The organism is Streptomyces sp. NPDC002817 (assembly GCF_053592055.1).
Genome location: NZ_JBSFUY010000023.1, coordinates 96,499 through 110,417 on the forward strand (window position 1 = coordinate 96,499; position 13,919 = coordinate 110,417).

General features: G+C 70.7%; 13 protein-coding genes. 7 read left to right on the plus strand and 6 right to left on the minus strand.

Translation table 11 applies throughout. The annotated features are described in order from the left end of the window. Window positions 1-500 precede the first annotated feature (500 nt). The 6 genes from ACWD3I_RS33645 (at window position 501) to ACWD3I_RS33670 (ending at window position 6,205) form a co-directional block, all read left to right on the plus strand. Window positions 501-1,550: a TraR/DksA family transcriptional regulator gene (locus ACWD3I_RS33645; RefSeq protein ID WP_365396131.1), complete on the plus strand. Its 1,050-nt coding sequence runs from the start codon at window positions 501-503 to the stop codon at window positions 1,548-1,550. A 61-nt stretch (window positions 1,551-1,611) separates the two neighbouring features. Beyond that, the gene (gene lspA, locus ACWD3I_RS33650; RefSeq protein WP_365396128.1) at window positions 1,612-2,211 is read left to right on the plus strand and encodes a signal peptidase II; all 600 of its coding nucleotides are present in this window, start codon (window positions 1,612-1,614) and stop codon (window positions 2,209-2,211) included. Window positions 2,212-2,288: 77 nt separating this feature from the next. Continuing rightward, window positions 2,289-3,233, plus strand: coding sequence for an RluA family pseudouridine synthase (locus ACWD3I_RS33655; RefSeq protein ID WP_266893643.1), 945 nt, complete (start codon window positions 2,289-2,291; stop codon window positions 3,231-3,233). Next, window positions 3,230-3,700, plus strand: a complete 471-nt coding sequence (locus ACWD3I_RS33660; protein ID WP_365396125.1) for a GNAT family N-acetyltransferase — start codon at window positions 3,230-3,232, stop codon at window positions 3,698-3,700. Before ACWD3I_RS33655 ends, ACWD3I_RS33660 begins: the two co-directional genes overlap by 4 nt. 109 nt (window positions 3,701-3,809) lie before the next feature. Further along, the gene (locus ACWD3I_RS33665; RefSeq protein WP_365396122.1) at window positions 3,810-5,396 is read left to right on the plus strand and encodes a Na+/H+ antiporter; all 1,587 of its coding nucleotides are present in this window, start codon (window positions 3,810-3,812) and stop codon (window positions 5,394-5,396) included. 68 nt (window positions 5,397-5,464) lie between these two features. Then, window positions 5,465-6,205: an SDR family NAD(P)-dependent oxidoreductase gene (locus ACWD3I_RS33670; protein ID WP_365396119.1), complete on the plus strand. Its 741-nt coding sequence runs from the start codon at window positions 5,465-5,467 to the stop codon at window positions 6,203-6,205. A 7-nt stretch (window positions 6,206-6,212) separates the two neighbouring features. Here the strand turns inward: ACWD3I_RS33670 and ACWD3I_RS33675 are convergent, their stop codons facing one another. After that, on the minus strand, window positions 6,213-7,328 hold the full coding sequence (locus ACWD3I_RS33675; protein ID WP_365396116.1) for a mechanosensitive ion channel family protein: 1,116 nt from the start codon (window positions 7,326-7,328) through the stop codon (window positions 6,213-6,215). Window positions 7,329-7,435: 107 nt separating this feature from the next. On the opposite strand from ACWD3I_RS33675, the gene ACWD3I_RS33680 reads away from it, so the two are divergent. After that, the gene (locus ACWD3I_RS33680) at window positions 7,436-8,005 is read left to right on the plus strand and encodes a dienelactone hydrolase family protein (protein WP_365396113.1); all 570 of its coding nucleotides are present in this window, start codon (window positions 7,436-7,438) and stop codon (window positions 8,003-8,005) included. 2 nt (window positions 8,006-8,007) lie between these two features. Here ACWD3I_RS33680 and ACWD3I_RS33685 read toward each other — a convergent pair whose 3' ends face one another. The 5 genes from ACWD3I_RS33685 to ACWD3I_RS33705 all read right to left on the minus strand — a co-directional run bounded on the left by ACWD3I_RS33685 (window position 8,008) and on the right by ACWD3I_RS33705 (window position 13,894). Further along, window positions 8,008-8,997, minus strand: a complete 990-nt coding sequence (locus ACWD3I_RS33685) for a zinc metalloprotease (protein WP_365396110.1) — start codon at window positions 8,995-8,997, stop codon at window positions 8,008-8,010. A gap of 163 nt (window positions 8,998-9,160) precedes the next feature. Then, on the minus strand, window positions 9,161-10,819 hold the full coding sequence (locus ACWD3I_RS33690) for an alkaline phosphatase D family protein (RefSeq protein ID WP_365396107.1): 1,659 nt from the start codon (window positions 10,817-10,819) through the stop codon (window positions 9,161-9,163). A gap of 79 nt (window positions 10,820-10,898) precedes the next feature. Beyond that, window positions 10,899-11,711 (minus strand): thioredoxin domain-containing protein, encoded by an 813-nt coding sequence (locus ACWD3I_RS33695; RefSeq protein ID WP_365396104.1) that lies wholly within the window; start codon window positions 11,709-11,711, stop codon window positions 10,899-10,901. 80 nt (window positions 11,712-11,791) lie between these two features. Beyond that, window positions 11,792-12,484 (minus strand): hypothetical protein, encoded by a 693-nt coding sequence (locus ACWD3I_RS33700; RefSeq protein WP_365396101.1) that lies wholly within the window; start codon window positions 12,482-12,484, stop codon window positions 11,792-11,794. Between the two features lie 84 nt (window positions 12,485-12,568). Beyond that, a complete protein-coding gene (locus ACWD3I_RS33705; RefSeq protein ID WP_365396098.1) occupies window positions 12,569-13,894 on the minus strand; it encodes a DUF2252 domain-containing protein in 1,326 nt (441 codons plus the stop codon). Window positions 13,895-13,919: the final 25 nt, after the last annotated feature.

The window sequence follows — 13,919 nt, forward strand, 5'->3', positions numbered from 1 at the left end:
ACCCTCCTTGGCTCCCCGGTGCGCCTTCCACACCGATGAGCCCCCTCATTGGGGTCGCGATGCCGGGTCTACCACCCCACGTGGGGGCTTCTTCCGGCGGCTCCGGGGTGATCTTCACGTCGCGCTCGCCCCCGGGCTTCCACCGTCCCCGGGTCGCTCTGGGCTGCGTACGCCGCTACTCGTCCCCATCCATGCTTTTCGCTCCGCCCAGTGTACGGCGCCGCACGGACAGCGGCCGACCGGTTTTCCGGGCCCGGGGGACGCGGGCGTCGCACGGCGGGGAGTGACCCGAATGGAGCGGTACGCACGTTCGGATTCTGGGACGCACGGCACGGCGGATTACCCGGCGGGGAGCTGGGCACAACGCATGCAGGTTCGGCGCGCCCCGTGCGCGAGCCGGGCGAATCGGGCGGTGTGCCCCGTTGCCGTGGGACTCGAGTCGATTTATCGTCCCAGCACGATTCGCGTGCAAGATCACAATATGTGAAGGGGCCGCGGCCATGGTGGCGAAGAAGACCGCCGTACAGCAGTCGGCGTCGGGCAGTTCGGGGGCTGCCAAGGCCTCCGGTGGTGCGGCCAAGGACGTGGGTGGGAAGAAGAGCGCACAGGGGGGTGCCGAGGGGGGTGCCGCCAAGGCCGTGAAGACGGTGGGCGGCGCCGCGAAGAAGACCCCGGCCAAGAAGGCCACGGCGTCCGAGGCGGCTCCCGCGCGGAAGGCCGTCGAGGAGGAGGGGTCCGAGAGACCGGCGGCCAAGAAGGCCGCCGCGAAGAAGACGGCGGCCACGAAGACGGCGGCCACGAAGACGACTGCCAAGAAGGCGGCTGCCAAGAAGACGACTGCCAAGAAGGCGGCTGCCAAGAAGACGACTGCCAAGAAGGCGGCTGCCAAGAAGACGACTGCCAAGAAGGCGGCTGCCAAGAAGGCGGCTGCCAAAAAGACGGCAGCCAAGAGGACCGCTGCCGCGACGAGCACCTCGACGAAGAGCACCTCCACGAAGAGTGCGGCCGGCAAGAGCACGGCCGAGAAGGCGGGCGCGGCGCAGGCCGCGAAGCAGACGGGAGCCACGACGGTGGTTGCGAAGAAGACTCCTGGCACGGCCACGGCGGCGAAGACCGCCGTTCCCAAGGCACGCCTCGCCGCGGCGGTGGAGCCGGGCGAGCTCGCGGTCCGCCCCGGCGAGGACCCCTGGACGCCGGAGGAGGTCGCGGAGGCGCGTGCCGAGCTGCAGTCCGAGGCGCTGCGGCTGGGCGCCGAGATCACGACGTCCGAGCAGTCCCTGGTGGGCCTGATGCGGGACTCCGGGGACGGCGCGGGCGACGACGACGCCGATACCGGCACGAAGAACATCACACGCGAGCACGAGATGGCCCTCGCGGCCAACGCGCGCGAGATGCTGATCCAGACCGAGCGCGCCCTGGAGCGGCTCGACGCGGGCACCTACGGCCTGTGCGAGAACTGCGGCGACGCCATCGGCAAGGCGCGTATGCAGGCCTTCCCGCGGGCCACGCTCTGTGTGGAGTGCAAGCAGAAGCAGGAACGCCGGTACTGAGGGTGCGGTGGGGCGTGCCGTACCCTCGTCCTCAGTCAGGTACCTAGGTCGAGGGACTCACGTGGCAGAGGCGGAGCGCATCATCGGTACGCCGGACTCCCCGGAGGGAGCGGAGACCGAGCCGGAGCAGTCGTCCGGTGCGGAGGGGCAGGGCAGCGCCGAGGCGCGGCCCAGGGGAAAGCGGCGGATCGCCGTGCTGTTCGCGGTCGCCACGTTCGCGTACGTCCTCGACCTGGTCAGCAAGATGATCGTGGTCGCCAAGCTGGAGCACCATGCGCCGATCGAGATCATCGGGGACTGGCTGAAGTTCGAGGCGATCCGCAACGCGGGCGCGGCCTTCGGCTTCGGCGAGGCCTTCACCGTGATCTTCACGGTGATCGCGGCCGCCGTGATCGTGGTGATCGCCCGGCTCGCCCGCAAGCTCTACAGCCTGCCCTGGGCGATCGCGCTGGGCATGCTGCTGGGCGGTGCGCTCGGCAACCTCACCGACCGGATCTTCCGCTCGCCCGGCGTCTTCGAGGGCGCGGTCGTGGACTTCATCGCGCCCAAGCACTTCGCGGTGTTCAACCTGGCCGACTCGGCGATCGTGTGCGGCGGCATCCTGATCGTGCTGCTGTCCTTCAAGGGCCTCGACCCGGACGGGACCGTCCACAAGGACTGAGGGGCCGAGGGGTCCCGGCCGAGGGTTTTCCACAGGCTCGCGTCGGGGCCGTCGGCGCTGTCCTGCATACTCGTCGGGTGAGCCCGATTCCCGAGATCCGTACCCTGCCCGTGCCCGACGGCCTGGAGGGCGAGCGTGTCGACGCCGCCATCTCCCGCATGTTCGGCTTCTCCCGTACCAAGGCCGCCGAACTCGCCGCCGCGGGGAAGGTCGCGGTCGACGGGTCGGTGGTCGGGAAGTCCGAGCGGGTCCACGGCGGCGCCTGGCTCGAGGTGGAGATGCCACAGGCGCCGGCGCCCGTGCAGATCGTCGCCGAGCCCGTCGAGGGCATGGAGATCGTGCACGACGACGATGACGTGGTCGTGATCGTCAAGCCCGTCGGCGTCGCCGCGCACCCCTCGCCGGGCTGGAGCGGGCCGACCGTCATCGGCGGTCTCGCCGCCGCCGGCTACCGCATCTCGACCTCCGGCGCCGCCGAGCGCCAGGGCATCGTGCACCGGCTGGACGTGGGCACCTCAGGCCTCATGACGGTCGCCAAGTCGGAGCGGGCGTACACCTCGCTCAAGCGCCAGTTCAAGGAGCGCACGGTCGACAAGCGCTACCACACGCTCGTGCAGGGCCACCCGGACCCGACGAGCGGCACCATCGACGCGCCCATCGGCCGCCACCCCCAGCACGACTACAAGTGGGCGGTCACGGCCGAGGGCAAGCCGTCGATCACCCACTACGACCTCATCGAGGCGTTCCGCGCGGCCTCCCTGCTCGACGTGAAGCTGGAGACCGGCCGCACCCACCAGATCCGCGTCCACATGGCCGCCCACCGCCACCCCTGCGTCGGCGACCTGACCTACGGCGCCGACCCGACCCTCGCCAAGCGGCTGCACCTGAGCCGCCAGTGGCTGCACGCCGTCCGCCTCGGCTTCGAGCACCCCGGGGACGGACAGTGGGTCGAGTTCGAGAGCGACTACCCGGCCGACCTGCAGAAGGCCCTGGACCAGGTCCGCGAGGAGACGTACGGATGAGCCTGCCGTCGTACGCGGTCCGGGTCGCCGAGGACCCCGCCGACCGCGAGCTGTGCTTCGCGGTGCGCAAGGAGGTCTTCGTCGCCGAGCAGGGAGTGCCGGAGGACCTGGAGTACGACGCGTACGACGCCGTCGCCGTGCACGTGCTGGCCGTGCGGGACGACGGGGTGCCGCTGGGCACCGGACGGCTGCTGTACGGCTCTCCCGCCGCGGACAAGGTCGGCGGTGACCTGACGCTGGGATCGCTCGGGCGGCTCGCCGTCACCCAGGATGCGCGCGGCCTGGGGGTCGGTGTCGCGCTCGTGCGGGGCATCGAGGACGCGGCACGCGCGCTGGGGCTGGCGGCGGTGGATCTGCACGCGCAGACACATGCGCTGGGGTTCTACGAGCGGCTGGGGTACGAGGCGTACGGGCCGGAGTACCTGGAGGCGGGGATAGCGCACCAGGGGATGCGGCGCGCTCTGTAGCGCGGAGTGCGCTCTGTGACACAGGGTGCCGAAACGCTGGTGAGAACCGTGGCGTGGCAGGCTTGAGGTCTGTCGTCCGAACGCCCCAGAGCTCATCGGAGTCCTGACCGTGGATCAGTTGGCCCTGCTGTTCGTGCTGTTGCTCGGGGCCGTGGTGAGCGTCCCGGTCGGGGACCGGGTCGGGTTGCCGGCACCGGTGCTGATGACCCTGCTCGGGATCGTCCTCGCGCTGCTCGACTTCGTGCCCAACGTCGAGATCTCGCCGGAGCTGATCCTGCCGCTCCTGCTGCCGCCGCTGCTCTACGCCGCCGTACGGCGGACTTCCTGGCGGCAGTTCGCGGCCAACATCAGGCCGATCTTCCTGCTCGCCGTGGCGCTGGTGTTCGTCACCACCCTGTGTGTGGCCGTCGTCGCGGGCGCGATCGTGCCGGGGCTGCCGATCGCCGCCGCCGTGGCCCTCGGGGCGCTGGTCGCACCGCCCGACCCGGTCGCGGCGACCGCCGTCGCCGGGCAGCTCGGGCTGCCGCGCCGACTGGTGTCGATCCTGGAGGGCGAGGGGCTCTTCAACGACGTGACGGCGATCGTGCTGTACCACGTGGCGATCGCCGCGGCCGTCAGCGGCACGTTCTCGCCCTGGCGGGCCGGCCTGGACCTGGTGCTGTCCGCCGTGGTCGCCGTCGTCGTCGGCGTCGCCCTCGGCTGGGGCGCCAACAAGCTCATGGATCTGCTCGACGACGCGACCCTGCAGATCGGCCTCACCCTCCTCGTGCCGTACGCCTCCTATGTGCTGGCCGAGGAGCTGCACGGCTCCGGGGTGCTCGCCGTGCTCACCACCGCCCTCTTCCTCGCCGAGTACGCCACCGACGCCGACGACGTGCTCACACGGCTCGCCGGGCACGCGTTCTGGGACATCGTCGACACGCTGGTCACCGGCGTGGCCTTCGGGCTGATCGGGCTCGAACTGCACAACGCCATCCGGACCGCGTCCGGGCGGTGGGGCGAGATGCTCGGCTGGGCGGCCGCGATCGTGGGGGTCGTCGTCCTCGTACGGCTGCTGTGGCTGCTGCCCGCGACCTGGGTCGCCAAGCGGCTGCACGCCAAGCAGGACTACGACGAGGAGATCCCGATGACCTGGCGGGAGACCGTCGTCATGTGGTGGTCCGGGATGCGCGGGGTGGCGTCCGTGGCGCTGGCCCTGGCGATCCCGCTGAAGACCGACGACGGGTCCGCCTTTCCCGACCGGGACGAGATCGTCTTCATCGCGTTCGGCGTCATCATGGCGACCCTCGTGCTCCAGGGACTGACCCTGCCCTGGCTCGTGAAGAAGCTCGGCGTGAAGGCCGACACCGAGCGGGAGAAGGAGTTCGAGAAGACGCTGGCGATCCGGGCGGCCAAGGCGGCCAAACGCAGGCTGAAGGAGATCGAGGAGGTCGAGGAGCTGTCGGAGGAGCTGACCGAGCAGCTGCTGCGGCGGGCGTTCGAGATCGGGGTGCGGATCAGCCCGGACATGGCGGACGAGGAGCGGCGGGAGGCGCACGAGCAGCGGGTGAAGCGGCTGAGGAGGATCCGGCGGATCCAGGGCGAGATGATGAGCGCCGCGCGGCACGAGGTGCTGGCGGCACGCAGTGAGCCGGGAGCCGATCCCGAGGTCGTGGACCGGGTGCTGAGACACCTCGACGTGCGCAGCCTGCGGTGATCTGTCCGTCGTATGGCAATCGTGTGAAGGGCGGCGACGATGCGGGCGGCCCTTCCTAGGGTGGGGGCATGTCTCGCAACATCGTGATCAGTGGTGGCGGTACGGGGATCGGGCTCGCGGCGGCGCAGGCCTTCGCGGCGGACGGGGATCGGGTGCTGCTGCTCGGGCGGCGGGCCGAGGTGCTGGAGAAGGCCGGGGTGCCGGGGGCGCTGACGTACGCGGCCGATCTCAGCGATACGGCGCAGGTGCGTGAGGTCGCCGGGTTCGTCGCCCGGGAGCTGGGGACCGTGGATGTGCTGGTCCACAGCGCGGGCGGGACCGGGCAGCTCGAACCGCCCGCTTCCGGGGACGATCCGCTGGACGCCGTCGCGCACGCCTGGACCGTCAACTTCCGGCTCAATCTGCTGACCGCGGCGCTGCTCACCGAGGCACTGAAGGACCGGCTCGCCGAGTCCGGCGGGCGGGTGCTGTTCGTCAGCTCCATCGCCGCCTACCGGGGGTCCGGCAGCGGGGCGTACGCGGCGGCCAAGGCCGGACTGCATCCGTACGCCCATGACCTGGCCCGGGAGCTCGGACCGCGCGGGATCACCGTGAACGTCGTCGCGCCCGGCTACATCGAGGACACCGAGTTCTTCGGGGCGGCCATCGACCCCGCCCGGCGCGCACGGCTCGTCGCCGACACCGCGAACGGTCGCGCCGGGACGCCCGGGGACATCGCCGGCACCCTGCAATGGCTGGCCTCGCCGGGCGCCGGGCATGTCACCTCGCAGATCGTGCAGGTCAACGGGGGTGCCGAGCGGGGTCGGTGAGTGGCCGTCAGCGGCCGGTCCTCGGGGGCTCGTGGGCACGGCGGGGGGTGCCGTCCGGGGAGGGGGACGGGCGGTTGCCGTTGGTGCCCGGTGGCAGGGACGCGTCCGCGGTGTTGACGCGGGGCAGGGCGTGCGGGTGCTGTTCGGACAGCCACTGGATCATGCGCTCGCGGACCGTGACCCGGACCGTCCAGATGTCGTCCGCGTCCTTGGCGGTCACCAGGGCTCGCACCTGCATGGTGTTCGGGGTGGAGTCCGTGACGGTCAGGTCGCAGGCGCGGCCGTCCCAGGCGGGGCAGCCGCGGAGGATGTCGCGGAGTTTCTCGCGCATCGCCTCCATCGGCGCCGAGTGGTCCAGATGCCAGTAGACGATGCCGGTCATCTGGGCACCGCCGCGCGACCAGTTCTCGAACGGCTTCGACGTGAAGTAGGAGACGGGCATCGTGATCCGGCGCTCGTCCCACGTCCGCACGGTCAGGAAGGTCAGCGTGATCTCCTCGACCGTGCCCCATTCGCCGTCCACGACGACCGTGTCCCCTATGCGCACCATGTCGCCGAACGCGATCTGCAGCCCCGCGAACATGTTGCTCAGCGTGGACTGCGCCGCGACACCGGCGACGATGCCGAGGATGCCGGCCGAGGCCAGCAGCGAGGCGCCGGCCGCGCGCATCGGCGGGAACGTCAGCAGCATCGCGGCGACCGCGACCACACCGACGACGGCGGCGACCACCCGCGTGATCAGCGTCACCTGGGTGCGCACGCGGCGGACCCGGGCCGGGTCGCGGCTGGCGCGCGCGTAGCGCGTGTACGTCGTCTCGACGACCGCGGCCGCGATCCGGATCACCAGCCAGGCCGTCGCCCCGATCAGCACCAGCGTCAGGGCCTGCCCGATGCCGACCCGGTGCTCCCGCAGCAGCCGTGCCTCGTCGTAGGAACCTCTGAGCAGGGCCGCGCAGATCACGAGTTGGTAGGGGATGCGGCCACGGCGCAGCAGACCCCACAGCGGGGTCTCGTTGTGCCGCTCGTCGGCCTTGCGCAGCAGCAGGTCCGTGGCCCAGCCGATGACCAGCGTGAGCAGAACCGAGCCACCGATCACGATCAGCGGGCGGAGTACGTTCTCCATGTCCCCGAACCTAACCGGCCCGGGGCGGACATGAACATGTGACTTCGGCGGCGATGTGGGTACGGCCGCGGAACGGCACTGTCGTACCCGGCTGGCACCATGGCCTCATGAACATCATGCTCTTTCACTCGACCTACGGCCTGAGGCCCGCCGTACGCCAGGCCGCCGACCGGCTGCGCTCCGCCGGGCACGAGGTGTGGACGCCGGACCTCTTCGAGGGGCATACGTTCGAGACGGTCGAGGAGGGCATGGAGTTCAAGGAGCGGACCGGCAAGGACGAACTGCTCAAGCGGGCCGTGCTGGCCGCCGCGGCCTACTCGGAGCGGGGCCTGGTGTACGCCGGGTTCTCGTTCGGCGCCTCCGTCGCGCAGACCCTCGCCCTCGGTGACGACAAGGCGCGCGGGCTGCTGCTTCTGCACGGCACCTCGGACATCGCGGCCAACGCGTCCGTGGACGACCTGCCGGTCCAGCTGCATGTGGCCGAGCCGGACCAGTTCGAGACCGACGACTGGCTGAGCTCCTGGTATCTGCAGATGGGCCGGGCCGGCGCCGACGTCGAGGTGTACAGATATGCCGGGGCCGGCCACCTCTACACCGACCCCGACCTGCCGGACTACGACGAGGAGGCCGCCGAGGCCACCTGGCGGGTGGCGCTCGGCTTCCTGGAATCCCTCTAGGGTCAGCCCGCGGCGCGGTAGGCGGCCCCGTTCTGCTGCATCCGCGTCACCTGACCCGAGGTGAACCGGTACATGCAGTCGTCGTACGTGTAGTCCATGAAGTTGTGGATCGGGTCGACACCCGTCTTGTCGGTGCAGGTGTCGCGGCCGACCGAGCACTCGTAGGCGGCGCTCTTCTCGGCCGGGGTGTCGTCGACGTAGTCGCCCTTGCCGTTACAGCCGCCCTGGGAGGTGTGGTACAGCCCCATCCAGTGGCCGACCTCGTGGGTCGCGGTGTCGCCCTCGTCGTAGTTGGTGGCCGAGCCGCCGGGCAGGGACTCGTCGAGGAGGACGACGCCGTCCATCGAGGGGCTGGACTTGTGGGAGCTGGGGAAGGTGGCCCAGCCGAGGAGGTCGTCGCCGAGGTTGGCGGTGTAGACGTTGAGCGCGTTCGCGCCGCCCTTGCGCAGGGCGGTCTTCATCGCCTTCTCCGCCGTGGAGCCGTAACCGACGTTGTACCAGGCCGCGTTGTCGGTGTAGTCGGTGGCGGCCAGCGTGAACCGGTAGCCGGAGTCGACGTTCCCGGTGCCCTGGCCGGCGTAGGCCGCGTTCAGGACGTTCAGCTGGGCGCTGATGTCGGAGGAGCCGAGCCGGCCGGTCGTCCCGTCGTGGATGACGTGGAAGTACACCGGGATGGTCGTCGAGGCGGCCGCGGCGAGGCTGCGACTGCCGGAGGACGGCAGCTCGTCGAGCTTGGTGCGCAGATCGGCGTCCATCGACTGGGCCTTCGCGGCGCTGATCTCGTTGGGCTCGGCGACGGTCCCGCCGTGCGCCGGGCGGGCCTCGCGGGCCGCGGTGTGGGTGTCCGTGTCGGCGCAGTCGGCGGCCGGAGCCTGGGCCGCCGCGACTCCGGTCGGTGCCGACAGGGGAGTGAGCACCAGGGTTCCGGCCACAACGGCCGTGCCGAGAAAGCGTCTGCGCACAAGGGGGGATATCCGGGCAAGTGCACGCATGCTGACTCCTGCCGGATGCGTCGGGGAGAGCGGACGCAGAGATCTTCCTGGCCGCCGCCCGGGAGGTTACGTGTACATGCTCAGCCTGTGCCTTCTGGCCGGGCGAGTGGCGCTTGCGTGGACGAACGCGGCCCGCACCACCCGCCGTTGGCCAGAAGGAGACTTACACGGGGGTGTACGTCCGCTCGACCTTCTGCGTGCCGCTGCGCGTGCGGTACGAACGGGCCCAGGACGAGGTCGCGTTCGCCTTCGTCCTGTCGGACAGCACGTAGTAGTCCATCTGCGCCCGCTCGGCGGTGATGTCCAGGACGCCGTATCCGTGGCGGTCCGTGTCGACCCAGTGGACGTGCCGGTTGGCGAGCTGGATGATCGGGGCCGCGAGCGCGGTGACCGTGCCCTCGGGGACCTTGAGGATGTCGTCGAGGTTGTCGGAGGTCACCGAGGTCACGACGAACTCCGTGGCGGCCGAGGCGGACAGCGGGTACGTCCCGGCGTTCACCGGCACGTCGTTGGCCCACGCCATGTGGATGTCGCCGGTCAGGAACACGGTGTTGCGGATCGCGTGGGAGCGCAGATGGGCGAGGAGCTCGCGGCGGTCGTCCGTGTAGCCGTCCCACTGGTCGGTGTTGAGGGCGAGCCCCTCCTTCGGCAGGCCCAGCAGCTCGGCGAGCGGTTTGAGGAGGTCCGCGGAGAGCGAGCCGATGGCGAACGGCGAGATCATCACGGAGTTGCCGACCAGCCGCCAGGTGGTGTCGGAGGACTTCAGCCCCGCCTTCAGCCAGTCGAGCTGGGCGCGCCCGGTGAGCGTACGGTCCGGGTCGTCGACCGAGCCGTTGCCGACGGCCACCTGCTGCGAGCGGAACGAGCGCAGGTCGAGGAGCGACAGGTCGACGAGCTTGCCGAAGCGCAGCCGCCGGTAGGTGGTGCCGGCGATCGCCGTGCGCACCGGCATCCACTCGAAGTAGGCCTGCTTCGCGGCGGCCTGACGCGCGGCCCAGGCACCCTCCGTGGCCTCGGTGTGGTTCTCGGCGCCGCCCGACCAGGCGTCGTTGGCGAACTCGTGGTCGTCCCAGATGGCGACGACCGGAGCGGCCGCGTGGAGCGCCTGAAGGTCCGGGTCGGTCTTGTAACGGCCGTGCCGGGTGCGGTAGTCGGCCAGCGAGAGGATCTCGTGGGCCGGCGCGTGCGGGCGTACGACGGTGTCGCGCGTCCCGTACTCGCCGGTGCCGTACTCGTAGATGTAGTCGCCCAGGTGCAGCCAGGCGTCCAGGTCGCCGCGGGCCGCGAGATGGCGGTACGAGGAGAAGTAGCCGGCCTCCCAGTTGGCGCAGGAGACCACGCCGAAGCGGAGGTTCGTCACGGCCGCGTCCGCCGCCGGCGCGGTGCGGGTGCGCGCCGCCGGGGAGTCGGTGCCGCCCGCGGAGAAGCGGAACCAGTAGTCGGTGGCCGGTTCCAGGCCGCGGATGTCGGCCTTGACGGTGTGGTCGGTGGTGGCGGTCGCGGTCGTGGTGCCCTTGGCGACGACGTCGGTGAACGCCTTGTCCTTGGCGACGACCCAGCCGACCTCGGTGTCCGGGCCGAGCCCGGAGCCGGGTATCGCCCCGGCACTGGGCGTCACCCGGGTCCACAGCAGGACGCCGTTCGGGAGCGGGTCGCCGGAGGCGAGACCGTGCAGGAAGGCGGGGGCCTCGGCGGCGCGGGCCGGGATCGCGGCGGCGAGGGGGCCGGCCAGTACCGCGCCGGCAGCGGCGGCTTTGACCACCGTACGGCGGCGCGGTGACAGGGAGTTGAGACGCTCGGATGCTCTGAATCTACTGGTCACGACCGATCAGGTTACTGATCGGTATGAACGAGAGCGGGCGAACCGGTAAAAGTTCGCCCGCTCTTCGGATGACGGTCGGTCAGGCCTTGAGGGCCGCCTCGAGCGCCGTGTTGAAGTCGGCCACCGTCATCGGCGCGTTCTTGCCGTCGGAACCGGTCAGCGCCTTGCCGTCCATCTTCAGCGTCGGGGTGCCGGTCACCCCGCTGTCGTCGAACGTCTTGGACATCTCCAGCGCCCACTTGTCGTAGGTGCCGTTCTTCACGGCGTTTTGGAACGTCTTGTTGTCCTTCAGGGCGTCGACCGTGTTCGCGATCTTGATGAGGTAGGCGTCGTCCTTGAACTTGTCGTCGGACTCCTCCGGGTGCCACTTCGTCGAGTACATCGCGGTCTTGTACTCGAGGAAGGCCTCGGGGCTGACGTTGAGCGCCGCGCCGAGCGCGCTGAGCCCGTTCTTCGAACCCTCGCCGCCCAGGCCGTTGTCGAGGAAGGTGGCGCCGACGTACTGGATCTTGAACTTGCCGTCCTCGACGTCCTTGTCCACGGTCGAGCCGACGGTCTGCTCGAACGAGGCGCAGACGGGGCAGCGCGGGTCCTCGTACATGACGAGGGTCTTCTTGGCGGTGGTCTTGCCGATGGTGACGGTCGTGCCGTTCGTGCCCGTGGTGTTGGCCGGCTTGACGAGCTTGTCGTCCTTCGCGGCCTCCCAGTAGTCCGGCTTGTTGCCCTGGACGACCGCGTAGCTGATGCCGCCGGCTATCGCGAGGACGCCGACGAGGGAGCAGGCGACGATGACCTGCCGCTTGATCTTGTCCTTCTTGGCCTGGCGCTCGCGCTCCTGGCGCAGCCGCTCACGGGCCGCCGTCTTCGACGCCTGGCTGTTCCGCTTGCTCATGGGTGATCTCCGTAAGGGGACGCGCACACCTCGTGTGCGGGATGCATGGGGGGGACTGGTGGTGCTCGGGTGCTGTCCGGTCAGGCGACAGCGACCGAGCACGGCGGTCCACGCCGTCCCAGGGAGTGCACGAGGATCCGGTCGCGGACGACGGCCGTACGACGACCGGGGTGCCGCGGGGCGCGGGTCGCCGGGGTCCGTCGTACCGCCACCGCGGCGACGGCCAGCAGGAGCGGCCGGAACGTGGTCGCCGTCACCGCGCCGACCAGCTGGGCCAGGGCGCGCTCGCCGCGGCGCAGCCAGGCGGCGGCGAGGAGGCCGACGCCGATGTGCGCGCCGAGCAGCAGCCAGGCGGCCTGCGGGTCGGCGTGGGCGAGGGCGCCCGCGAGGCGGTCGGTGTCGGTGCCGGTCACACGGGCCAGCGGGCTGCCGACGCTGCTGCCGTCACCGCAGAACACGTCCCAGCCGACCGAGCGCAGCGGACCGGTGACCGGTCCGCCCGCCGCGCCGTAACAGACGTGCTGGCCGGCGGTGAGGACGGTGTCGGCGGCCAGCTCCAGCGGCACCAGCAGGGCGGCGATCCGCCCGAAGCTCCGCTCGCGGCCGGCGAGGGCGTAGGCGAGGACGAACACGGCGGCCGCGACGAGGGCCACCGTGTTCAGAGGCAGCGGGACCCGGGACAGCAGCACGTGCGACGCGGTGCTGAGTGTCACGACGAGTGCCGTGAACAGCGCCGCGCGGAGCGCTCGCAGTCGGGTCCCGGATATGTCCATAGCGGAGGAGAGTGTGTCACGCGGGCCTGTAAGGGACCCCTAAAGGGTCCCTGTGAGCGGCCCTATCGTTATCGATCGATTCGGTCAGAGGCCCGGAATGCGGCCGTTGCGGAACAGGTCCACGAAGATCTGGTGGTCGGTACGCGCGCGTGCCCCGTAGTCGTGGGCGAAGGAGACCAGCAGGTCCGCGAAGCCGTCCTCGTCGGCCGCGATGGCCGCGTCGATGGCCCGCTCGGTCGAGAACGGCACCAGGGACTCGCCGGACTGGTCGTCCGCGGCCCCGTGCATGGTGGCGGTGGCCCGGCCGAGGTCGGCGACGACCGCCGCGATCTCCTCCGGGTCGTCGATGTCGCCCCAGTCCAGGTCGACGGCGTAGGGCGAGACCTCCGCGACCAGCTGACCCGAGCCGCCCAGCTCGGTCCAGCCCAGCCACGGGTCGGCGTGCTGCTGCAGGGCGCGCTGCGAGAGCACCGTGCGGTGGCCCTCGTGCTGGAAGTAGTCACGGATCGCCGGGTCGGTGATGTGCCGGGAGACGGCCGGGGTCTGGGCCTGCTTGATGTAGATCACCACATCGTTCTCGAGGGCGTCGCTGTGGCCCTCCAGGAGGATGTTGTACGACGGCAGACCGGCCGAGCCGATGCCGATGCCGCGGCGGCCGACCACGTCCTTCACCCGGTACGAGTCCGGGCGGGTCAGTGAGGTCTCCGGCAGCGTCTCCAGATAGCCGTCGAAGGCGGCGAGCACCTTGTAGCGGGTGGCCGCGTCCAGCTCGATGGAGCCGCCGCCCGGCGCGAAGCGGCGCTCGAAGTCGCGGATCTCGGTCATCGAGTCCAGGAGGCTGAAGCGGGTCAGCGAGCGGGCGTCGCGCAGCGCGTCCAGGAGCGGGCCCTCGGCGGTGTCCAGGGTGAAGGGCGGCACCTCGTCGCTCTTGGCGCCGGTGGCCAGGGCGTGGATGCGCTCGCGGTAGGCGGCCGCGTACACCTTGACGAGCTCGGTGATCTGCTCGTCGCTGAGCGCCTTGGCGTACCCGATGAGGGCGATCGAGGCGGAGAAGCGCTTGAGGTCCCACGTGAAGGGGCCGACGTACGCCTCGTCGAAGTCGTTGACGTTGAAGATCAGCCGGCCGGTGGAGTCCATGTACGTGCCGAAGTTCTCGGCGTGCAGGTCGCCGTGGATCCACACGCGCGAGGTGCGCTCGTCCAGGTACGGGCCGCCCCGCTTGTCCGAGTCGAGGTCGTTGTAGAAGAGGCACGCCGTACCCCGGTAGAACGCGAACGCCGAGGCCGCCATCTTCCGGAACTTCACTCGGAACGCGGCCGGGTCGGCGGCCAGGAGCTCGCCGAAGGCGGTGTCGAAGACGGCGAGAATCTCCTCGCCGCGAGGCTCGTCGTTGAGCTGCGGTACCGACATCGCTGGGTGCCTCCTGGTGCATGTG